Genomic DNA, 19,341 nt, shown 5'->3' on the forward strand with positions numbered 1-19,341 from the left:
TGCCATTAAGCCGGTGCCCCGGGCCGCTCCAGCAGCACAATGGGCTGGTCATGATACGTGGCGCGGGCGTATTCGTGATAGCCAAATTTGGCTGCCAGGCGCAACGAGGGCTCGTTTTCGGGGTGAATGATGCACACGGTCCGCACCGGCCCGAAATAGCTTTCGCCCCAGGCCAATGCGGCTTCCACGGCCTCGGAGGCGTAGCCCCGGCCGTGAATAGCGGGGTCCATCACCCAGCCGATTTCCGGGGCGTCGCCCAGCGGCGGCTCGATGGCGCGCTTCAGGTGCAGAAACCCCACGGCCCCCACAAACCGGCCACTCGCCTTTTCTTCCACCGCCCAAAAGCCGTAACCCGTTATCAGCCAGTGGCCGGCACTGCGCAGCACCAGCTTCCATACTTCTTCGGCGGGCATGGGTTCGGGGGTGAAATAGCGGTGGTAGGCGAGCTGCCGGCTCATGGCAAACCAGGCATCAAAGTCATCGGCGCGGAAGCCACGCAGGCGCAGGCGGCTGGTTTCCAGCACGGGCACCACCGAGGGAGGCGTATGGGAAATGGACATGGCGGCAACTTACGGCCGGTCGGCCAAACTCCGGGCTCTCACAAACCCAAAAGCTCCCGCACCAATCGGCACGGGAGCTTTTTAGGCATTATGCGGTAGCAGGTTAGGCTACCACGAGCCGCTGTTGTCGCTGCCGCTATCGAAACCGCCGCCGCCGGTGTCGTTGGACGAGGTGTCGTCGTAGGACGAGTTATTGTCATCGCCCGAAAAGTAGTCCGAATTGTTGTCGGCCGCCGTGTTGTCGTCGGAGAAATAATCGGGGGCCGAGTTGTCGGCCGTGCCACCGTCGCGGTTGGAGAAGTAGTCGCTGGCCGCACTCGTGCCCGCCGCTCCGGCTGCGCCCGCGCCGGTATTGAAGTTGCTGTTATTGTTGTCGTAGTTCGACAGGTTCTGGCCCGACGTGTCGTGGCCCGAGGCCATGCGGTTGCCGAGGTAAGCACCGGCCGCGGCCGCCGCGCCGGTAGCCAGCATCCCACCGATGCCGGGGCCGCTACTCTGGTTTGGGGCCTGGCCGTAGCCGGGGCCGTAGTTGCCGGGGGCCTGGCCGTAGCCTCCGCTGGGGCCATTGGGCCGATTGGGCAGGAAGTTGGGAGTGCCGTTCGGGTTGCTGGCTACCCCGTTATTAGCCGCACTCCGGCCTTTGAACATGCGAACCACAAACCACAGAATGCCGCCAATTATCAGCGCGCCGATGAGCAGCATACCCATGCCCGGGCCTGACGAAACAGGTTCGGCCGTCGGCATCGTATTCACTGGTTCAGAAGAGGTAGCAGGGTATTGGTTGTCCTGCGACAGGTTGGTGGAGGAATTGTCGGTGGCCATGCTGCTGCCCGTTGCGCCCGAGGCGGTGGCGTCAGCCGTCTGGTCTTTCTTGGGAGCCGAGCCGGGATTTGCCGTGGCCATCAGCGTATTCAAACCCGTGCGCAGGCCGGCAAAATAGTTGCCTTGCTTGAAGCCGGGCGTCATTTCGCTGATAACGCGGCTGGTGACTTCCGGCGTGATGACGCTGGCCAGGCCGTTGCCGGGCTGGATGGTGACTTTGTGCTCCTTCGCGCCCAGCAGCACCACGATGCCGTTGTTTTTATCGCGCTGGCCCACGCCCCAGGCGGTGCCGAGGGCGCGGCCGTAGTCGGCCACGTCGCGGCCGCCCAGCGTGGGCACGGTCACTACTACTACCTGGGTGCCGGTATTATCGGCGTAGCGGCGCAGGCCGGCGTCCAGCTTCTTGGCATCGGCCGGCTGCATGAGTTGGGCCTCGTCGTTCACGAACTTGAACGGCGTGGGCCGGGGCGGGATGGCGTCGGTCTGGGCCAGCGCGGGTTGCGCCAGCCCAGCCGAGACAAATAGAAAGACGAAAAACAGGAGACGGGACATAGCTCAGCGGGTTGAAGTGAAGAAGGAAACTGCGTTTGCGCACCTTCTACGGCTTCGGCCGCCAATTAGCTGCCTACGAGGCCACCCGGACTTTCAGCACCAGCTTTTTGTCCTTCTCCACGCCGTCAACTTTGATGTTGGGCCGGTGCACATCCTGTGGGAAAAAGATGTAGATGGTGCCCGGCTTGGCTTCGTAAAGCTTGCCCTCGGCACTGTAGTTGGCCACGTCGCGGGCCTCATCATAGGGCTTGATGACGGTGGCTTTATCCAGGGGCACCACGCCGATTTTCTCGGCACCCTGCACCACGTACTGCATATCGATAAACTTGCGGTGCGACTCCCAGTTGGTCTTGTCGTATTCCTTGGTGGGGTTTTCGGTCACGGCAGCCGTCACGTTTTCGCCGTCCACCGGGTACTTGCCGGGCGTAAGCTGGTCGAGGTTGGTGTCGCGGAAATAGGCGAATGCCTTGTCCCACACCGCCTTATTGGCGTGGTACTGCTTGGCAAACTCGACCTTATCAATCGACTCCTGCACGTTGAGCTTCAGGCCGTTGGCCCACTCGCGCTTTTTAAACCACTTTTCGGCTTTTTTCTTGGTCCAGGTTTCGGCGGCGGGCGCCGTTTGGGCGCGGGCACCGAAGCCCAGGGCAGCTACGCCCAGCATCAGCAGGGCAGTTTTCAGGAGGGGATTTTTCATTATTGGCAAAGGGAGAAAGCGAAGATTGGGGGCAGAAAGATAACCGCCCCCTGGCAGCTTCCGTGCCAGCTACGCCGCTTTAGCCGCCGGCTCCACGGCGCGCTCGAAGCGCGGGCGGCCATCGGCGCTGCTGTCAGCAGCCACGAAGCCGTTGCGCAGCAGCACCTGCTGGGCGGCGGCATTGTCAACCGGCGGGTGGGCGATGAGCCGGCGCACCTGTCCGGTGTCGGCGGCTTGCTGCACCAGCCCGGCCACCAGCTCGGTGCCGAGGCCCTGGCCCTGCCAGTCGGCCGCAATAGAATAGGTGATTTCGGCGGTGCCATCGGCAGAAGGCCGGCCCAGGAAGCCGCCCGCGCCTACCAGCGTGCGGGGCGCGGTGTCGTCGGCTTTGCGCAGGGCGTACCAGGCGTACCAGCCGGCGGCGTCGCGCCCGCCGGCGGTGAGTTCTTCCAGAAACCGCTCCTGCGTGGGGCGGTCGTGCCGGGCGGGCGGCCAGTCGGTGGGCAGGGCCGCGCCGAGGAGCACGGGGAAATACTGGGGCTTGTGAAGCTCGGCCGTGAGCAGCGCGCGGCTGGCGGCGAGAATCTGAAGGTGCGGGGTTTGGGTGATGAGCGGAATCATAGGCTGCAGTATACGGCGCGAATGGCTGGTGGGCGGAGTTTTGGGCACGGCCGGGCAGTTTCGCTGCCAAAACGGTACTTTATCTAGCACAAATTGGAGCATTGGCGAAGTTCAGCCCTGCCGAATATCTTTACTTCCCCCGCCGCCGCTCTTTTCAACTCGCGCTATGACTTCCAAGCTACTCCTCTACACGGCTATCCTGCTGGCAACCCACACGGCCAGTGCCACTTCCATTGGCTCGATTCAGGGCACGGGCGCGGCGGCGAAAGCCGGCAACTACACCGTCGAAGGGATAGTGACGGGCATCTACGCCGACCTCAAGCCCGCTGGTTTCTACATCCAGGACGACAAGGCCACGGCCGATGGCAACCCGGCCACTTCCGATGCCATTTTCGTGATTCAGGCCGACCCCAACGTGAAGGTGGGCGACAAGGTGCGCGTGACCGGCGCGGTGCGCGAGGACGATGCCGCCCCCTCCTTTGGCCAGGCCGTGATAACGGAGCCGGGCTTTGTGGTCATTTCTTCGGGCAATGCGCTGCCGGATTTTGTGCGCCTCGTCAACAGCGAGTTTGCGGCCGACAAGGCCGAGCGCTACGAAGGCATGCGGGTACAGTTCACCGCGCCCCTCACCGTGACGGACAACTACAACCTGAAGCAGCGCGGCGAGCTCACGGTGTCCACCGAAGGCCTGACCTACCAGGCCACGCAGTTCATCGACCCCAACGACAACCCCGCCACCGGCACCAACAGCAGCGGCACCAGCAACCTGGCCGCCGTGCTGGCCTACCAGGCCGCCAACGACCGCCGCAGCCTGGTGCTCGACGATGGCAGCTCGGCCACCAATCCCACGCCCACGCCCTACCTCGATGCCCGCTTCCGCACCGTGCGGGTGGGCAGCACCCTGAGCAACATCGGCGGCATTCTGGCCTATGGCTACGGGCGCTGGCGCCTGCAGCCGCTGGCCGGGGCCGATGCGCCCGTCATCAACGTGACGCGGCCGCTTACGCCGCCCGCCTTTGGCCCGCTCGACCTGAAGCTGGCCAGCTTCAACGTGTTCAACTACTTCAACGGCGACGGGGCGGGCGGCGGCTTCCCCACCCCGCGCGGTGCCAAAACGGCGGCCGACTTCCAGCGCCAACGCACCAAAATCATCCTGGCCCTGGCCCAGATGAACGCCGACATCATCGGCCTCACCGAGATTGAGAACGACGGCAACGGCTCCACGGCAGCCATTCAGGATTTGGTGGATGGGCTGAACAAGGCCGTGGGCGCGGGCACCTACATCTTCGTGAACGACGGCAACGCCGAGCGCCAGACCAACAACACCGACCTCATTCACTGCGCCATTCTCTACAAGCCGGGCGTGGTGGCGCCGCTGGGGCCGCCCATGGTAGCCACCGTGCAGGGCGTGTTTGAGCGGCCGCCGCTGGCGCAGGTGTTCGTCACGCGGCGCAAGGAGCGGCCCGATACGCTGGGCTTCATCGTGAACCACTTCAAGAGCAAGAGCAGCGGCAGCGGGCCCGATGCCGACCAGAACGACGGCCAGGGCGGCTCCAACGCCCGCCGCAAGGCGCAGGCCCGCGCCCTGGTCGAGTTCATCAACAAAACCGTGCGGCCGGCCGGGGCGTCGCGCATCGTGAGCGCCGGCGACTACAATGCCAACTACGAGGAAGACCCCATCGACATCATGCGGGCGGCCGGGCTGGTGCCGGCCACACCACCCACCAGCGCGTCATACGTGTTTAAGGGCCTCACCGGCTCGCTCGACCATGCCGTGGTGACGCCCAACCTGGTGGGCTTCGTGGACGTGCAGAAGTGGCACATCAACTCGGCCGAGCCGCCCGTGCTCGAGTACGACCAGGCCGGCGAGGCCACCGACATCACCACGCCCTTCCGCTGCTCCGACCACGACCCGGTGCTGATTGGGGTGAATTTCGCGGGCATTCGCAATGCATCGTCCAGCCGGACCAACCGGCTGTTTGTGTACCCCGGGCCGGCAGCCGGGCCGCAGGCGTTCAGCCTGGCCGATGTGCCGGCCAGCGCCGGCGCGCTCACCCTCGACTTTGCCCTGCCCCAGGGCGGCCTGCGGCTGCTCTCGCTGCACGGCACGCCGGCCATGCTGGGCAGCCAGCTCAACAGCTACACGGCCCACCTCGCGCCGGGCATCTACGTGGTGACGCTGCGCGGCCAGAACTACCAGAAAACCCAGCGCGTGATGAAGGAATAGCGGCCCGCGCTGCCGCTGGGGGGCGCATCGGCCTTACCTTTGTCGCAATGCCCAGCCCCTTGCCCAGCCTGTATTTTGAAAACGCTGCGGGCGAAGTGCTGACGGACCCCGCCGGCTTCCTGCGCACCAACTGGAGCAGCCACCGCCGCACCCCGGAAGCCACCCGGGCCGTTTTCGAGAACATGCTGCGGGCGCTGCAGCAGCGCGGCTGGAGCCGCATCCTGGTTAATCAGCTGGTTATGGTTCCCTTCACGCCCGAGGAGCAGCAGTGGATTGCCCACGACTGGCTGCCCCGGGCCGTGCAGGCCGGCTACCGTCACGGGGCCGTGGTGGTGTCGCCCAACGTGCTGGTGCGCCTGTCCACGGCCTTCGTCACCACCAGCGTTCAGGGCCTGCCTTTGGTCTACCGCTCTTTCAACGCCGATACCGACGCCCGGCGCTGGCTGGAGCTACAGCCCGCCACGCCGCAGTAGGTCCGGTCCAACGCGGGAGAAATCAAGAATCAGCCGTACCTCACCGCCCATCCGATTGGTAGCCGGTGGGCGGGATGTTCTGGTTCACCCGGAACAGGTTGTGCGGGTCGTAGGTGGTTTTGATGGCCACCAGCCGCTCGTAGTGCGGGCCGTAGGTGGCCTTTACGCGGTCGGTGCCCTCTTCCATCATAAAGTTGACATAGGCCCCCCCGGCCGAGTACGGGTGCATGGCCTCCCAATATTCTTTGGCCCAGCGTGTGATAACCGCCGCCCGGATGGGTTCGGTTTCGGCCCCCAGGATGACCATCGACCAGGTGGCGTTGCGATAGGCCCAGGCGGTGGCATCGGGTGCCACGCGGGCCGCTGCCCCGTTGATGGGGTAGAGGTGCATAGTGGAGAGCGGGCTGGGCAGCATCTGGGCGAAGTGCAGGTGAATGTCGATGGCCTCGTCCGATAGCTCGTTGATGAAGTCGGCCTTCCAGTAATAATGAATATGCGGGGGCGTCAGCCCGTCGAACATGCTTTGCAGGGCCGGCACCGGCAGGGTGCCCAGCAGGTCGAGGGCCGGCGGCCAGGCCCGGCGGATGGGCGCAAAAACCTGCTCGGCCATGTCGGCCGGCCCGCTGTAGTTCCACACAATGCCGCACATCTTTTTGCCGTGAAGGTGCTCGGGGAAGGGCGGGCCGGCGGGCACCGTGAGGAAGGCAAAAAAACCGCCCAGCTCCTCGGGCGCGTCTTTGATGAAGGTGCGGTACCACTGCATCACGGGCTTGGCGTCGCTCAGCTCCCAGAGCATGGGGCCGGCGTACACGGTGCTGATGGGGTGCGAGCGGAACAGGAATGAGGTGACGATGCCGAAGTTGCCACCCCCGCCGCGCAGCGCCCAGAACAGGTCGGGGTGCTCGGTTTCGGAAGCTTTCACCATGCTGCCGTCGGCCAGCACCACGTCGGCCTCCAGCAGATTGTCGATGGAAAGGCCGCAGCGGCGCGTGAAGTGCCCCAGGCCCCCGCCCAGCGTGATGCCGCCCACGCCGGTGGTCGAGATAATGCCGCTCGGCACCATCACCCCGAAGGCGTGTGTCACGTGGTCGAGGTCGCCGAGGTGGCAGCCGCCTTCCACGCGCACGGTCTTGTCCACGGGGTCGACGTGGATGCCGTTGAGCTGCGAGAGGTCAATCACCAAGCCGTTGTCGCAGAGGCCGAGGCCGGCCCCGCTGTGGCCGCCGCCCCGCACCGCCACCAGCATATTGTGCTCGCGGGCGTAGTTCACGGCGGCTATCACGTCGGCATCGTCGGCGCAGTAGGCAATGGCGGCGGGCCGTTTGTCAATCATGGCGTTGTGCACCCGGCGGCTGGCGTCGTAGTCGGGGTGGTGGGGTTCGATGAGCCTGCCGCGCAGGTCCACCGTGAAGGGGGAGGCAATTTCGTCGACGAGCATGACCGTGAGATGCTAAGGGGCGCGGGTGCGCCGGGTGAAAGAATCGGGCCGGGGTGGCCGCCGGCCCACGGCAAGCCGTAGCAGCGGCGGCCTTTTGTTAATATATAAAAATATATATTATTTTATCTAAAACCGATGTTTGATGTCGTTGCCCACTGCCCAAAAGCAAACCAGCCGCCCCCGGCGCGAAGCGGCAACAGAAACCCTAGTATCTTCACCACATGGAATCCTTGCAGCATCGCATCACTACCAACCCGCGCCAGTGCGGCGGCCGGCCCTGCATTCGCGGCATGCGCATCCGCGTGGCCGACGTGCTTCAGCTCTTCGCCGCCGGCCTCACCGCCGAACAGATTCTGGCCGAGATGCCCGACCTCGAAGCCGCCGACCTGCAAGCCGCCCTGCAATACGCCGCCCGCCAGATTGACCATCCACGCCTGGCCGCATGACCTTCTGGATTGACGCGCACCTCTCGCCGCTCATCGCCGCCTAGATAAAGTGGAAATTCCCCGTGGAGGCCGTGCCACTGCGCGCGCTGGGCCTGCGCGATGCCGAGGACGAGGAAATATTCCGGGCCGCCAAAGCCGCCGGGGCCGTCGTGCTTACCAAAGACGCCGACTTTCGTCACCTGCTCGACCGTTTCGGCCCGCCGCCGCAGGTTATCTGGCTCACCTGCGGCAACACGTCCAACGAGCGCCTGCAAGAAGTGCTGCTCGCCACCCTGCCCGCCGCGATAGAGCTATTGGAAGCTGGCGAACCTTTCGTGGAGATTGGCAACGTGCTGCCTTAGCGTACCCCGCCCCCGGCACCGCCGCGGCTGAACGATGCTTCGTGTTTCTACCTAACGGCGCGCGCTACCCCAACCCCACCCCAGCCGCCCCCGGCGCGAAGGCGGCGAAGGGAGCTGGAGTTTCTTGCAATTCCGCATGGGTTTCCCCAAAAACAAACCAGCCGCTACCGAGGCGGCAGCAGCTGGAGAAGCTTAGGACTCAACCAACCTCACCGTCTTAAAATCAAAAACAACCCTGTTGGCGTTTATACACCAAAGAACCGGGGTGGCAGCCTTTGCGTTGTCAGGGAAATCCTTATCAGTATCTTCGTTGCCTCTATTTTCAATTGTTCTATGGCTACTCTCGCAACCAACAAGCATGGCCACCTCACAAAAGCGCAGGTAGAAGTGCTACTTGTGCTTGATGATACGGGCCAGTACGTAGCTTATTGCCCCGCTTTGGAGCTTTCCTCATATGGCGATACCGAAGCTGAGGCTGAAGCTGCATTTGAAGAAACTCTTCAGTTCTTCATTCAGGACACTGCTGAACGTGGCACTCTTGACCGTTTGCTGTTAGCTTTAGGGTGGCGGCTGGTCAAAAAACCCACCCCTATATATGAGCCTCCGCGACTTTCTGCTGAGGTCCTAAACCGCCATTCTCACAGCCGCCGTATCCTCACTGAGCAAGTACTGCTTCCTGCCTAACTCAAATTTTGTGTTGTTCAACAAAAACGGCCGCCCCTACAGAGGCGGCCGTTTTTGTTTCAGTCTTTGGTTCGCTTGCGTTGCGCCTTAGCTGCTTTAGGATTTTGCTGCGCAGTAAGCATCTTTTCAAATTCTGCTTTCGTCACCACATCCGAAGCTTCCAGTGTTGCCAAGTTGGTTTGCATGTGAAGTACCGGAATGTCTTTGTCCTTATCGCGCAAAGTCAGTGTCCGCAGCAATGCCTTTCCGGAACCTTTGGGGAAATCCCAGTGCTGGTGGCTACCTACTGTTCGTACGTATTCTAACCCTAGCAATTTGAGTAGCGCTACGTACTGAGCGAACGGAATAGACTTCACAGGATTTGGATTAGAGAGGTGACATCATGCGCCTCTGATTTTGGTGTCAGCTATACTCTGAGCCTCTGCTTGTTTAGCGGTTTCAGTGGCTAGCTATTTTCAATAAATACTCTCAATACCTCCAACTGCATTCTTATGATGTCGAGGTCTTTGATGGTCATTTCATCTGGCACAATCAACTCTGCCATGCGCTTTTGCGGCAAGGGAATCTGAATTTTTCTTCTGTCATTGTTCGCAACCTCTACAGGAGTGTACTCAGCATCAGATATATGCCTGTTAGACAGTTTATTATTTTGCGGCAATGACTCATTCGGTGCATCAAAAACTTCAACAGCCATCGTCTCAGATTCTTGCTGAGTTGATTGAATGCTTCTAAGCTTTCCTTCTCCATCAAAGAGTCCTACGCTTTTGGCTCCATCCACAAAATAGTTTGCTACAGTAGAAGCAATAGCGTCATCTACTTCAAATTCCTTGATGAGCATCTTGCTTAATACTGCCGATTGAGGCAATATCATACCACCAAACTTTTCAGCAATTCCCTTGAATACGGGAGGCGATAAAAAGGCTTCAGCTTTCAGAGCAAGCTTCTGCGGGTCGGTGTAAGCCAACTGGATATCTCTAAAAAGGGAGCTTGTAATGAGCGTGCCTTTCGAAACAGAAACAAGGTTGAATTTAGATGCCGCGCCTACAATGGCGCTAAATGCCCCTGTTACCTTCTTGCCCATTTTTTGTGCACAAACCTCTATGTCACTGCGCCCTCCCAGTGAATACACTGCTTCGGCGAGTTCAAAAGATGCATGAAATGATGCCCGCGGGTAACCTATTATCTTCGCCATAGCAAATTAGGACTTTATACAAAAGTAATCATATTGCGTAAAGAAGTTATACAAAGGCTAGATTTATTTTTAAGCTTTGCTAAATTTATTTTAAGAACATTGATTATACACAATTGAGCGCAATATGGTTTTCAATTGTATGATTTTAGTCATAACATTACTATCAAACCCTTTTTAGACTCCCTCATAAAGCATTAAAAATAAAAAGGTCGCCTGTCTAGGCGACCTTTTTGTGCAATAGTCTGTATATCAATTACGACCCGCAGGCCTCGCAGGCGTCCGGGTTATCTAGGGAGCAGGCCATGTCGGACTGGTTTTGCTCCACTAGGGCCAGGGGCTCCAGGGTTTCGGCGGCTTGCTTTTCCACCGTGAACTTGATGGCGTCGGCGGCGGCTTTGGTGCGCAGGTAGTACATGCCGGTTTTCAGGCCGCGCTTCCAGGCGTGGAAGTGCATGCTGGTGAGCTTGCCGAAGTTCACGTTTTGCACGTGCAGGTTCAGGCTCTGGCTCTGGCAGATGTAGGCCCCGCGGTCGGCGGCCTGGTCGATGATGCGGCGCTGCGAAATCTCCCACACCGTCTTGTACAGGTCCTTGATGTGCTGCGGAATGCGGGCAATGCCCTGCACCGAGCCGTTGGCCGCGATGATTTCCTGCTTCATCGCGTCGTTCCACAGGCCCAGGGCCACCAGGTCCTTCAGCAGGTGCTTGTTCACCACCATAAACTCGCCGCTGAGCACGCGGCGCACGTAAATGTTGCTCGTGTAGGGCTCAAACGACTCGTTGTTGCCCAGAATCTGGGCGGTGCTGGCCGTGGGCATGGGCGCCACCAGCAGCGAGTTGCGAGCCCCGTGCTTCACCACCTCGGCGCGCAGGCTGTCCCAGTCCCAACGGCCCGAGTCGGGCGTCACGCCCCAGAGGTCGAACTGGAACTTGCCCTGGCTCAGGGGCGAGCCGGGGAAGGTTTCATAATGCCCGTCCTTGATGGCGAGGTCCTTCGAGGCCGTCATGGCCGCGAAGTAGATGGTTTCGAAAATGTCCTTGTTCAGGCCCGAGGCTTCGTCGCTCTCGAAGGGCATGCGCAGGGCAATGAACGTATCGGCCAGGCCCTGCACGCCCAGCCCGATGGGGCGGTGGCGGAAGTTCGACTTCTGCGTTTCGGGCACCGGGTAGTAGTTCACGTCAATCACCTTGTTCAGGTTCAGGGTGGCCTGGTAGGTCACCTCGTACAGCTTCTGGTGGTCGAAGGTGGTGTTGCCCTGGGCGTCGGTCACGAGGTAGCGGGGCAGCGCCAGCGAGGCCAGGTTGCACACGGCAATCTCGTCGGCGTCGGTGTACTCAATAATCTCGGTGCACAGGTTCGAGCTCTTAATCGTGCCCAGGTTCTGCTGGTTCGATTTGCCGTTGGCCGCGTCCTTAAACAGCATGTAGGGCGTGCCCGTCTCGGTCTGGCTTTCCAGGATGGCAAACCACAGCTCCTGCGCCTTAATGGTGCGGCGGCCGCGGCCCTCCTTCTCGTACTTGGCGTAGAGGCGCTCAAACTCCGGGCCCCAGGTCGTGTCCAAGCCGGGGCACTCGTGGGGGCACATCAGCGTCCAGTCGCCGTTTTCCTCCACGCGCTTCATGAACAAGTCGGGCGTCCAGAGGGCGTAAAACAGGTCGCGGGCGCGCATTTCCTCCTTGCCATGGTTCTTCTTCAGGTCCAGGAATTCGAAAATGTCGGCGTGCCAGGGCTCCAGGTAAATGGCGAAGGCGCCCTTGCGCTTCCCACCGCCCTGGTCCACGTAGCGGGCCGTGTCGTTGAACACCTTCAGCATGGGCACCAGCCCGTTCGAGTTGCCATTGGTCCCCTTAATGTAAGAGCCCGTGGCCCGCACGTTGCTCACCGAAAGCCCAATGCCGCCGGCCGATTGCGAAATCAGCGCGCAGTTCTTCAAGGTGTCATAAATGCCATCAATGGAGTCGTCCTTCATCGTCAGCAGGAAGCAGCTCGACATCTGCGGCTTCGGCGTGCCCGCGTTGAACAGCGTGGGCGTAGCGTGCGTAAACCACCGCTCGCTCAGCAGGTTGTAGGTTTTGATAACCGAGTCAATGTCATCCTTGTGGATGCCCACCGACACGCGCATCAGCATGTGCTGGGGCCGCTCTACCACCTTGCCTTCCAGGCGCAGCAGGTAACTCCGCTCCAGCGTCTTGAAGCCGAAGAAGTCGTAGTTGTAGTCCCGGTCATAAATAATGGCCGAATCCAGGGTGTGGGCATTCTTATGAATCACCTCCCACACATCGGTGGCGATGAGCGAAGCATTGTCGCCATTCTTCGGGTCCTCATAAGTATACAGCCGCTTCATGGTCGAAGAGAAGGACTTCGACGTCACTTTGTGCAGGTTGCTCACCGCAATGCGGGCCGCCAGAATGGCGTAGTCCGGGTGCTTGGTGGTGAGCGAAGCGGCCGTCTCGGCGGCGAGGTTATCCAGCTCAATGGTCGTCACGCCATCATAAATGCCGTCAATCACCTTCTTGGCCACCTCAATGGGCGACACGAAATCCATGTGCAAGCCGTAGCACAGTTTCTCAATACGCGCCGTGACTTTGTCAAACTTCACGGATTCGCGGCGACCGTCGCGTTTAATTACTAGCATACCAGTGGTGTTTGGTTGGGGGATTTTGCTTATATACTGAAGGAGTCGGCGCGGCACAGTGCCGGTGCCAAGTCGTTGAGGCAGTTGTGGAAAGAGTAGACCGAAGGGCCAGGTAATAGCAGCCGCGTCGATATTAGATTCCGGAAATTACCTCTTCCGTTTTCGAAGGACAAGGAAAAGTTCCGGAAGTTTTCCACATAGTACCCGAACGGGGATGCTAGGCCATTTTTTGGAAAACAGGCCGGCTTTGTATTCACCGTATTCAGCTATTCATTCACCTTACAGCGGCATTCGGTGGCCCGCATTAGGTATCCATTTTCGATACGACTCGCCATCATAGGTTTGGTTGCAGGTGCAGTCGGCCTTGACCGGCAGGTTTGGGAAAAGCTGGTGGTAAAAGACGGCTTGGCTGTCGATTGATGAAACGAGCACCTTCCATCGCGCATCCCAGTAACCCACCAACAGCGGATTAGCCTCCCTTACTCCTGGTTTAATGTAGGCCATGCCGCCGCGACTCCAGAGGCTGATGTTGACCAGCGGGTCGTGCAAGGGCGGGCGCCAGCCGTCATTATCGTCTTCGTAATTGTGGTACTTGAACAGCTTGCCCGCCAGCCGCTCGGCTATGTAGGTGCGGGGCACCACCCGGACTAAGGCCGCTGGCTGGCGGCGCTGCGCGGGCGGCAGTTGGGCCACGGCGGCTTCCACATCCCGATACTGTTGTTCGGCCCAGCCTTGCGCCACCAGCAACGGCACCATTCCCAGGCCGAAAACCACGCGCCCGCCTGGCAGCTCGCTCCGCCACGCCTGCCGCAGCGCCTGCCCCGCAAACAACACCGGCACCCAAGCCAATACGGGCAACAGGAAAAAGAAAAACAACACCCCCACTACCAATTCCCCCGGGCCCATGAACACGACGCAATAGGCACAAACGGGCACCAAAGCACCTTGCAGAAACAGCGCCACGTAGCGCACCGCCTTGGGCCAGCCAACCAGCCACGGCCACGCCAGAAACGCCCCCACGCTACCAATAAGCACCGCAGCCGCCCACAGCACCGGCTGGCAAAACACCTGCGCCACGTACTGGTTCGCGCCGTATGCCGCCCCCGCCAGTCCAATGTTGACGTAGGGCATGCGCGGCCGCAGCCACTGCAAAAAGCGTCGAAATCTCGTCATAATTGTCGCAACGGCAAGCAACTCCTGTTTCGTGTTGCTACCCACGGAAAAAGCCCACCGCTGCAAGCGCAGGGTGGGCTTTTCATTCAGATGCAACGCTGTGCTACTTGGCGATACTTGCCGTGCCCGACGGCCCCGGCTGGCAGGTCAGTATCACGCTGATGTCAATTGACTTGGCAATGTTGTTCCGCACCAGGGCCGGGATTTTAATCTTGTAATCGGCCGGGGCCACGCTGAACTTGGACGTCACCACCAGGTCGTTGCCGCGCAGCTGCAAGGTGCCCGGCACCCGCACCTTGCGCTTCACGTTGTGAATGGTGAGCTGGCCCTGCACGTACACCGGCTGCGGGCCGCTGCGGAGCTGGTCCTCGGTGGGTTTGGTTACCAACGTGCCCGTGAAGCGTGCCCGCGGGTACTTCTCGCTTTCGGCGTAGTTCTCGTTGAAGTGCTCCTGCATCAGCGAGTTCTTGAACTGGAAATCCTTCATCAGCATCGAAAACGCCAACTGCCCGGTGTTCAAATCGAAGATGGCCGCCACCCGCGAATTCAGCGCCTCGATATCCTCCAGCGGCGCGGTGGAGAAGAAAGTAGTCTGGCCGTTGGCCGTGGTGTAGCGCTGGAACATGGCCGCACCGGGCGCCGGCGCCGGAGCAGCTGGGGCGGAAGTTTGGGCGTAGGCATTGGGCATCACCATACCCAGCAGGAGGAGTAAAGCGTATTTCATGCGATGAAAGGATGGAATAATTATAAGTGAGGGACTGAAGCACAAAAGGCCCAGCGCGGCGCGCTGGGCCTTCTCGTCAGCAACTCGCCAAATATAATTATTGGGTTGCCTGTCAGTAACTTTTTTTAGCTGCCGCCGCTTAAAAATCCTCGTCGAGCGAGAACACGTTGTCGTTGCGCTCGCTCATCACGCCGGCCTTCTGGTACTCGGCCACGCGCTTCTCGAAGAAGTTGGTTTTGCCCTGCACCGAAATCATCTCCATAAAATCGAAGGGGTTGGTGGCGTTGTAAATCTTGCCGCAGCCGAGCGACACCAGCAGGCGGTCGGCCACAAACTCGATGTACTGCGCCATCGTCTTGGCGTTCATGCCAATGAGGCTCACCGGCAGCGCATCGGTCACAAACTCCTGCTCGATACGCACCGCGTCGGCGATGATGGCCTGCACCCGCGCCTCGGGCAGTTTGTTCACCAGGTAGCTATAGAGCAGGCAGGCAAAATCGCAGTGCAGCCCTTCATCCCTCGAAATCAGTTCGTTCGAGAACGTCAGGCCAGGCATCAGGCCGCGCTTCTTCAGCCAGAAAATGGAGCAGAACGAGCCCGAGAAGAAAATGCCTTCCACCGCCGCGAAGGCAATGAGGCGCTCGGCGAAGTTCTCCGAGTTAATCCACTTCAGGGCCCACTCGCCTTTCTTCTGCACGGCAGGCACGGTTTCGAGGGCGTTGAACAGGTAGTCCTTTTCCCTGGGGTCTTTGATGTAGGTATCAATCAGCAGCGAATAGGTCTCGCTATGAATGTTTTCCATCATAATCTGGAAGCCGTAGAAGCAGCGCGCCTCGGGCATCTGCACCTCCTGCATGAAGTTCACGGCCAGATTCTCATTCACGATGCCATCCGAAGCGGCGAAGAAGGCCAGCACGTGCTTGATGAAATGCCGCTCGTTGTCGTTCAGGTTGTTCCAGTCCTTCTGGTCCTGGCTCAAGTCGATTTCCTCAGCCGTCCAGAACGAGGCCTGCGACTTCTTGTAATACTGCCACACCTCATCGTTCTGGATGGGAAATAGCACGAAGCGGTTGGGGTTTTCGGCGAGGAGCGGTTCCATAGTATCTCGGGGCTTGATGGCGGTTTTCGGCGTGGAAGACGGCAGGCTAACCCCCACATTCGGGCAGATGTTTGGCCCGGACGCCGGAAATGCGGCCGGCCTTCCAACACCAAATATAGCCCCACCCGGCAGGCCGATTGCCCGTCCGATTAGCTTTTTTATTCACTCTTTTTTAGCTAAGCCCACCTTTTTTTCAGGACAGTTGCGAGGATTTTCACCGGGTTTTTTAGTCGAACTGGAAAGTGAAATCCCCTTCAAAATCAGCCCTTTTGGCTCCACTTATCCACATTAGCCCTGTGGATAAACCCACTTGTCCCCAAACAGACCAATTTATGGGCCGATTTGCCTCATTTTTTAATCCGGCCTTAATCTGCGCTTCATCAGCGGCAAGGCGCTTTTGGGGCGGCTGGTGCCGGCCAGCCAATGATGATTAAGAACTTAGGGTTTGGATTTCCCAAATCAAAGTCGTACTTTTGCCTTCCCATTTCAGAAAAACCCGCGAAAGCTGATGTACGCAATTGTTAACATAGCTGGCCAGCAGACCAAGGTTGAGGCCAACAAATTCGTTTACGCTCACAAACTGGCCGGCAACGTTGGCGACGTAGTAACGCTGGGCAACGCCCTGCTGACCGACGACAACGGCACCATCACCGTGGGTGCGCCCGAGTTGAAAGTAGCCGTAACCGGCACCATCCTCGCCCACGTAAAAGGCGACAAAGTTCTGGTCTTCAAGAAGAAGCGCCGTAAAGGCTACCAGAAAATGAACGGCCACCGTCAGTCGTTCACCAAAGTAATGATTAACAGCATCGGCTAGTTTTATCTGAGCTGCAAGCCTTCAGCCACAAGCTGCGCGTTTTCGGTTTTTAGATTAACTATTCTGCTATCCCATTAACCCACAAGAGCTTGCAGCTTATTGCTAAAAGCTTGAAGCTAACAATACCATGGCTCACAAGAAAGGTGTCGGCTCGTCCAACAACGGCCGCGAATCGCATTCCAAACGTCTCGGCGTAAAAATCTTCGGTGGCCAGGCCCTCGTTGCCGGCAACATCATCGTGCGTCAGCGCGGTACTGCCCACCACCCCGGTGCCAATGTTGGCATGGGCAAAGACCACACGCTGTTTGCGTTGGTTGATGGCGAGGTTCAGTTCCGCAAGGGCCGCAAAGACCGTTCGATTGTGACGGTTATTCCCCGCGAAGTAGTTTCGGTTCCGGCTTAATTGCCCACCGTTTATAAGTCAAAAGGGCTGCTCCTACCGGGCAGCCCTTTTGGCGTTGGGCCTTCCTGGTGAGCTTAGCGCCGGCTGGCTCCGGCCGCATGGCGCTGGTTGGCGAGGTAGACCCGCAGGTTGACTTGCGCGGCCACGTCCCAGGGCGGGCGGATGCCTGCCTCGGCCGAGTACGCTGAGGGGGCTTCAATGCCAAGGCCGGCATTGAGGTCGTAGAGCAGGCGGCGGCCGGGGCCACGGTGCTGCGTGCCGCACAGCGCAAACAACGCGGGCGTGACGCGGCCCACGCTCAGCCCCCGGCCCCGCCGCCCGCGCCGGCTGCTGAGTTGCGCGAGTTCGGCGCTGGCTTCCAGGGCCACATAGTTGCCCCAGGGCTCAGAGCTGGACTGGGATGCGCCAGGCTGATTGAAATAATAGCGAGCACCCAAACCCACGCTGGTGCCGGGCGTGGGCAGTAGCGGCGAGCCGCGCCGGCCACGCGGGGCCCGACCGGCCGAGATATCGGCTTCGGCCTGCGCGTAGACACTGAGCCGGGGGTGCAGGCGGTATTCGAGACCGAATGAGACAGGCAGCAGAAGCTGCCAGTTGCGGGCGTCGGGCAGGTAGAACAGATGGGTGAGACGCAGGCCGCTTTTCAGCAGCAGACGGGGGCTGGGCGCTGAAGCTGGCGAAGCGAAGGGGGAAGCAGTTTGGGCCAGTGCAGGGGCTGCCGCCAGAGCAGGCAACGACCCGATAATCAACGCAAAAATGCGCAACCGATGAGCTAGCAATGGCATTGGAACGCGAGAAGCAAAGCAGATGAGAACTCAAACTTGGCTCAAGAAAGCAATTTGCTCACTCTCAGCCCGCAAGCAATATCGGGCTTATACATCAGTCATCGCAACCAGGGCTGGCTGAGTGCCGGCCCACGCCCCGCCTACCGCCCGAAATACACGCCGAGGTTGAGTTGGGTGGTGATGTTGAGGTTGCTGTTGTTGGGTGTGTAGCCAAGGTAGGAATCGCTGCGGTGCGGCCCGAGGCCGAGGCCCGCGTTGAAATCAAACAGAAAATTGCGACCCCACCGGCGCTGCATTCCCCACACGGCGTTGAGGCTGGGGGCTACGTCGTTGCGGAGGCCGTAGCGCTGGCGCACTTCCGTATGAGCTTCCAGGGCCAGGTAGTTGCCCACGAAAGCGCCGTGGGGCCGGTTGTGGCGCTCCCGGCCGGCCTGGTTATAATAGTAGCGCGTGCCTATGCCCAGCCCGCCGGCCGGAATTGCAAAGTCGCCATCGCCGCCATACGTGTTGTTTTTAAAGAGCCGAAAGTCGGCATCGGCCTGGCCGTAGAGCGTGAATTTGGAACTGAGGGCATACTCGGCCCCCACCGAGATGGGCAGGCGCGTCGACAGCCCATAGTAGCCCGTGTAGCGGAGGGCACGGCCGGCATTCAGGCCCACTTTCAGGAGCAGTTTGTCCGTGGTAGTTTCGGCGGGAGTGCTAGTGGCGGGAGCCGATTGGCCCCGGCTATAGGTGGTGCCGGCCAGTACCAGCAGGCCGGGCAACAGGAAGCGAATGAGAAGCATAGCGAATCTAAACTGATGTGGAAATTCATCAACTTAGATTCGAAGTGGGTTCATTCAGTTGCATCAGGGCCCAGTGAATCAGACCTGCGCGGGCAAACTCAGCTGATAAAGCACGGGCTTGCTGGGGCTAGCATCTAGTTCCAAGCTGGTGATTTGGATGTTGAGCAGGTAGAGGCCGTCCGCGATTTCGTCGGGCACGAAAATGAGCTCGGTGATGGTGGCTTCGCGGCGCGGGCGGGCGGGGTATTGCCAGAAGGCATGGTGGGCCAGGAGTTGGCCGGCATCCTCTTCGCGGTCGACGCTGGGCAGGTCGAGCAGCAGGTGCTGAATCTGGTATTCAACCAGCCACTCGGCCAGGGCGGGCTCGATGTAGGTGGGGTTGGTGCCGGAGTAGTGGCGGTGGCGTTTGGCGGCCTCGTTGGGCAGCGTGCGCAGGATAAGGGCTTCGGGCAGGGCACGGTCGGGCTGCTGCTCCAGCGCGGCTTGCACGTCGGCCAGCATTACCACGAGGTCGCCGTTGGGCTGGGGACGCGGGGCCACGCTCACCAGTCGGGCCACGAACAGGAAGCGGCGCAGGCACTGGTTGAGGGTGATGGCCGGGTCGGGCGAGATATGGCCGTAGCATTCGGTGTGGGTGCCGTTGCCGTGGGGCGTGACGTGGACACGCTGGTAATTGGTGCTGCCGCCCAGGGCCACGCTGCCCACAAAGCTGCCCACTCTGATGGTATCGAATTGGACGGGCTCGGCCCAAAAACAGTTCACCTGGTCGGGGCCGGGAGCCAGGGGCAGGGAAATATCGAGGGGCGCGGCGGGGTCATAGGTATAGGTGCGGCCGGCAAAGGGATAGGTGGGAAGCACTTCGTGAACAGG

General features: G+C 60.3%; 22 protein-coding genes. 8 read left to right on the forward strand and 14 right to left on the reverse strand.

Features of this window, described 5'->3' with window-relative positions; translation table 11 throughout:
• Positions 1–5: 5 nt before the first annotated feature.
• The 4 genes from ACYVM5_RS08510 to ACYVM5_RS08525 all read right to left on the reverse strand — a co-directional run bounded on the left by ACYVM5_RS08510 (position 6) and on the right by ACYVM5_RS08525 (position 3,252).
• On the reverse strand, positions 6–560 hold the full coding sequence (locus tag ACYVM5_RS08510; RefSeq protein WP_460617703.1) for a GNAT family N-acetyltransferase: 555 nt from the start codon (positions 558–560) through the stop codon (positions 6–8).
• A gap of 108 nt (positions 561–668) precedes the next feature.
• Positions 669–1,934 (reverse strand): TPM domain-containing protein, encoded by a 1,266-nt coding sequence (locus ACYVM5_RS08515; RefSeq protein ID WP_460617704.1) that lies wholly within the window; start codon positions 1,932–1,934, stop codon positions 669–671.
• Between the two features lie 73 nt (positions 1,935–2,007).
• Positions 2,008–2,631, reverse strand: a complete 624-nt coding sequence (locus ACYVM5_RS08520; RefSeq protein ID WP_460617705.1) for a NanQ anomerase/TabA/YiaL family protein — start codon at positions 2,629–2,631, stop codon at positions 2,008–2,010.
• 69 nt (positions 2,632–2,700) lie between these two features.
• Complete coding sequence (locus ACYVM5_RS08525; protein ID WP_460617706.1) at positions 2,701–3,252, reverse strand: GNAT family N-acetyltransferase; 552 nt, start codon at positions 3,250–3,252, stop codon at positions 2,701–2,703.
• 166 nt (positions 3,253–3,418) lie between these two features.
• On the opposite strand from ACYVM5_RS08525, the gene ACYVM5_RS08530 reads away from it, so the two are divergent.
• Positions 3,419–5,479, forward strand: coding sequence for an ExeM/NucH family extracellular endonuclease (locus tag ACYVM5_RS08530; protein ID WP_460617707.1), 2,061 nt, complete (start codon positions 3,419–3,421; stop codon positions 5,477–5,479).
• Between the two features lie 47 nt (positions 5,480–5,526).
• A complete protein-coding gene (locus ACYVM5_RS08535; RefSeq protein ID WP_460617708.1) occupies positions 5,527–5,952 on the forward strand; it encodes a hypothetical protein in 426 nt (141 codons plus the stop codon).
• 40 nt (positions 5,953–5,992) lie between these two features.
• Here the strand turns inward: ACYVM5_RS08535 and ACYVM5_RS08540 are convergent, their stop codons facing one another.
• Positions 5,993–7,390 (reverse strand): FAD-binding oxidoreductase, encoded by a 1,398-nt coding sequence (locus ACYVM5_RS08540; RefSeq protein ID WP_460617709.1) that lies wholly within the window; start codon positions 7,388–7,390, stop codon positions 5,993–5,995.
• 221 nt (positions 7,391–7,611) lie between these two features.
• On the opposite strand from ACYVM5_RS08540, the gene ACYVM5_RS08545 reads away from it, so the two are divergent.
• The 3 genes from ACYVM5_RS08545 (at position 7,612) to ACYVM5_RS08555 (ending at position 8,861) form a co-directional block, all read left to right on the forward strand.
• A complete protein-coding gene (locus ACYVM5_RS08545; RefSeq protein WP_460617710.1) occupies positions 7,612–7,836 on the forward strand; it encodes a DUF433 domain-containing protein in 225 nt (74 codons plus the stop codon).
• Positions 7,837–7,907: 71 nt separating this feature from the next.
• Positions 7,908–8,177: a DUF5615 family PIN-like protein gene (locus ACYVM5_RS08550; RefSeq protein ID WP_460617711.1), complete on the forward strand. Its 270-nt coding sequence runs from the start codon at positions 7,908–7,910 to the stop codon at positions 8,175–8,177.
• 333 nt (positions 8,178–8,510) lie between these two features.
• Positions 8,511–8,861 carry a hypothetical protein gene (locus ACYVM5_RS08555; RefSeq protein ID WP_460617712.1) on the forward strand — a complete coding sequence of 117 codons (351 nt, stop codon included), beginning with the start codon at positions 8,511–8,513 and terminating at the stop codon, positions 8,859–8,861.
• 59 nt (positions 8,862–8,920) lie between these two features.
• Here the strand turns inward: ACYVM5_RS08555 and ACYVM5_RS08560 are convergent, their stop codons facing one another.
• The 6 genes from ACYVM5_RS08560 to ACYVM5_RS08585 form a co-directional block, all read right to left on the reverse strand.
• Complete coding sequence (locus ACYVM5_RS08560) at positions 8,921–9,217, reverse strand: hypothetical protein (RefSeq protein ID WP_460610854.1); 297 nt, start codon at positions 9,215–9,217, stop codon at positions 8,921–8,923.
• 89 nt (positions 9,218–9,306) lie between these two features.
• Complete coding sequence (locus ACYVM5_RS08565; protein ID WP_460617713.1) at positions 9,307–10,053, reverse strand: hypothetical protein; 747 nt, start codon at positions 10,051–10,053, stop codon at positions 9,307–9,309.
• A 253-nt stretch (positions 10,054–10,306) separates the two neighbouring features.
• On the reverse strand, positions 10,307–12,688 hold the full coding sequence (locus ACYVM5_RS08570) for a ribonucleoside-diphosphate reductase large subunit (RefSeq protein ID WP_460617714.1): 2,382 nt from the start codon (positions 12,686–12,688) through the stop codon (positions 10,307–10,309).
• Positions 12,689–12,967: 279 nt separating this feature from the next.
• Positions 12,968–13,906 (reverse strand): hypothetical protein, encoded by a 939-nt coding sequence (locus ACYVM5_RS08575; protein ID WP_460617715.1) that lies wholly within the window; start codon positions 13,904–13,906, stop codon positions 12,968–12,970.
• A gap of 58 nt (positions 13,907–13,964) precedes the next feature.
• Positions 13,965–14,585: a YceI family protein gene (locus tag ACYVM5_RS08580; protein WP_460617716.1), complete on the reverse strand. Its 621-nt coding sequence runs from the start codon at positions 14,583–14,585 to the stop codon at positions 13,965–13,967.
• A 139-nt stretch (positions 14,586–14,724) separates the two neighbouring features.
• On the reverse strand, positions 14,725–15,684 hold the full coding sequence (locus tag ACYVM5_RS08585; protein WP_460617717.1) for a ribonucleoside-diphosphate reductase small subunit: 960 nt from the start codon (positions 15,682–15,684) through the stop codon (positions 14,725–14,727).
• A gap of 16 nt (positions 15,685–15,700) precedes the next feature.
• Between ACYVM5_RS08585 and ACYVM5_RS08590 the strand changes: the two genes are divergently transcribed.
• From ACYVM5_RS08590 to rpmA, 3 genes are all read left to right on the forward strand, one after another.
• Complete coding sequence (locus tag ACYVM5_RS08590; protein ID WP_460617718.1) at positions 15,701–15,976, forward strand: hypothetical protein; 276 nt, start codon at positions 15,701–15,703, stop codon at positions 15,974–15,976.
• 216 nt (positions 15,977–16,192) lie between these two features.
• The gene (rplU, locus tag ACYVM5_RS08595) at positions 16,193–16,498 is read left to right on the forward strand and encodes a large ribosomal subunit protein bL21 (RefSeq protein WP_460617719.1); all 306 of its coding nucleotides are present in this window, start codon (positions 16,193–16,195) and stop codon (positions 16,496–16,498) included.
• Positions 16,499–16,625: 127 nt separating this feature from the next.
• Positions 16,626–16,901: a 50S ribosomal protein L27 gene (rpmA, locus tag ACYVM5_RS08600; RefSeq protein WP_198069311.1), complete on the forward strand. Its 276-nt coding sequence runs from the start codon at positions 16,626–16,628 to the stop codon at positions 16,899–16,901.
• A 74-nt stretch (positions 16,902–16,975) separates the two neighbouring features.
• On the opposite strand, the gene ACYVM5_RS08605 is transcribed toward rpmA, so the two are convergent.
• From ACYVM5_RS08605 to ACYVM5_RS08615, 3 genes are all read right to left on the reverse strand, one after another.
• The gene (locus ACYVM5_RS08605; RefSeq protein WP_460617720.1) at positions 16,976–17,686 is read right to left on the reverse strand and encodes a hypothetical protein; all 711 of its coding nucleotides are present in this window, start codon (positions 17,684–17,686) and stop codon (positions 16,976–16,978) included.
• Positions 17,687–17,826: 140 nt separating this feature from the next.
• Positions 17,827–18,471, reverse strand: a complete 645-nt coding sequence (locus ACYVM5_RS08610) for a hypothetical protein (RefSeq protein ID WP_460617721.1) — start codon at positions 18,469–18,471, stop codon at positions 17,827–17,829.
• Positions 18,472–18,549: 78 nt separating this feature from the next.
• On the reverse strand, positions 18,550–19,329 hold the full coding sequence (locus ACYVM5_RS08615) for a cyclase family protein (RefSeq protein ID WP_460617722.1): 780 nt from the start codon (positions 19,327–19,329) through the stop codon (positions 18,550–18,552).
• Positions 19,330–19,341: the final 12 nt, after the last annotated feature.

The organism is Hymenobacter ruber, from assembly GCF_054783255.1.

Coding starts and splice junctions, on each gene's coding strand:
- ACYVM5_RS08510 (WP_460617703.1), bottom strand. CDS start 560: ATGTCCATTTCCCATACGCCTCCCTCGGTGGTGCCCGTGCTGGAAACC.
- ACYVM5_RS08515 (WP_460617704.1), bottom strand. CDS start 1,934: ATGTCCCGTCTCCTGTTTTTCGTCTTTCTATTTGTCTCGGCTGGGCTG.
- ACYVM5_RS08520 (WP_460617705.1), bottom strand. CDS start 2,631: ATGAAAAATCCCCTCCTGAAAACTGCCCTGCTGATGCTGGGCGTAGCT.
- ACYVM5_RS08525 (WP_460617706.1), bottom strand. CDS start 3,252: ATGATTCCGCTCATCACCCAAACCCCGCACCTTCAGATTCTCGCCGCC.
- ACYVM5_RS08530 (WP_460617707.1), top strand. CDS start 3,419: ATGACTTCCAAGCTACTCCTCTACACGGCTATCCTGCTGGCAACCCAC.
- ACYVM5_RS08535 (WP_460617708.1), top strand. CDS start 5,527: ATGCCCAGCCCCTTGCCCAGCCTGTATTTTGAAAACGCTGCGGGCGAA.
- ACYVM5_RS08540 (WP_460617709.1), bottom strand. CDS start 7,390: ATGCTCGTCGACGAAATTGCCTCCCCCTTCACGGTGGACCTGCGCGGC.
- ACYVM5_RS08545 (WP_460617710.1), top strand. CDS start 7,612: ATGGAATCCTTGCAGCATCGCATCACTACCAACCCGCGCCAGTGCGGC.
- ACYVM5_RS08555 (WP_460617712.1), top strand. CDS start 8,511: ATGGCTACTCTCGCAACCAACAAGCATGGCCACCTCACAAAAGCGCAG.
- ACYVM5_RS08565 (WP_460617713.1), bottom strand. CDS start 10,053: ATGGCGAAGATAATAGGTTACCCGCGGGCATCATTTCATGCATCTTTT.
- ACYVM5_RS08570 (WP_460617714.1), bottom strand. CDS start 12,688: ATGCTAGTAATTAAACGCGACGGTCGCCGCGAATCCGTGAAGTTTGAC.
- ACYVM5_RS08580 (WP_460617716.1), bottom strand. CDS start 14,585: ATGAAATACGCTTTACTCCTCCTGCTGGGTATGGTGATGCCCAATGCC.
- ACYVM5_RS08585 (WP_460617717.1), bottom strand. CDS start 15,684: ATGGAACCGCTCCTCGCCGAAAACCCCAACCGCTTCGTGCTATTTCCC.
- ACYVM5_RS08590 (WP_460617718.1), top strand. CDS start 15,701: ATGGCGGTTTTCGGCGTGGAAGACGGCAGGCTAACCCCCACATTCGGG.
- rplU (WP_460617719.1), top strand. CDS start 16,193: ATGTACGCAATTGTTAACATAGCTGGCCAGCAGACCAAGGTTGAGGCC.
- rpmA (WP_198069311.1), top strand. CDS start 16,626: ATGGCTCACAAGAAAGGTGTCGGCTCGTCCAACAACGGCCGCGAATCG.
- ACYVM5_RS08605 (WP_460617720.1), bottom strand. CDS start 17,686: ATGCCATTGCTAGCTCATCGGTTGCGCATTTTTGCGTTGATTATCGGG.
- ACYVM5_RS08610 (WP_460617721.1), bottom strand. CDS start 18,471: ATGCTTCTCATTCGCTTCCTGTTGCCCGGCCTGCTGGTACTGGCCGGC.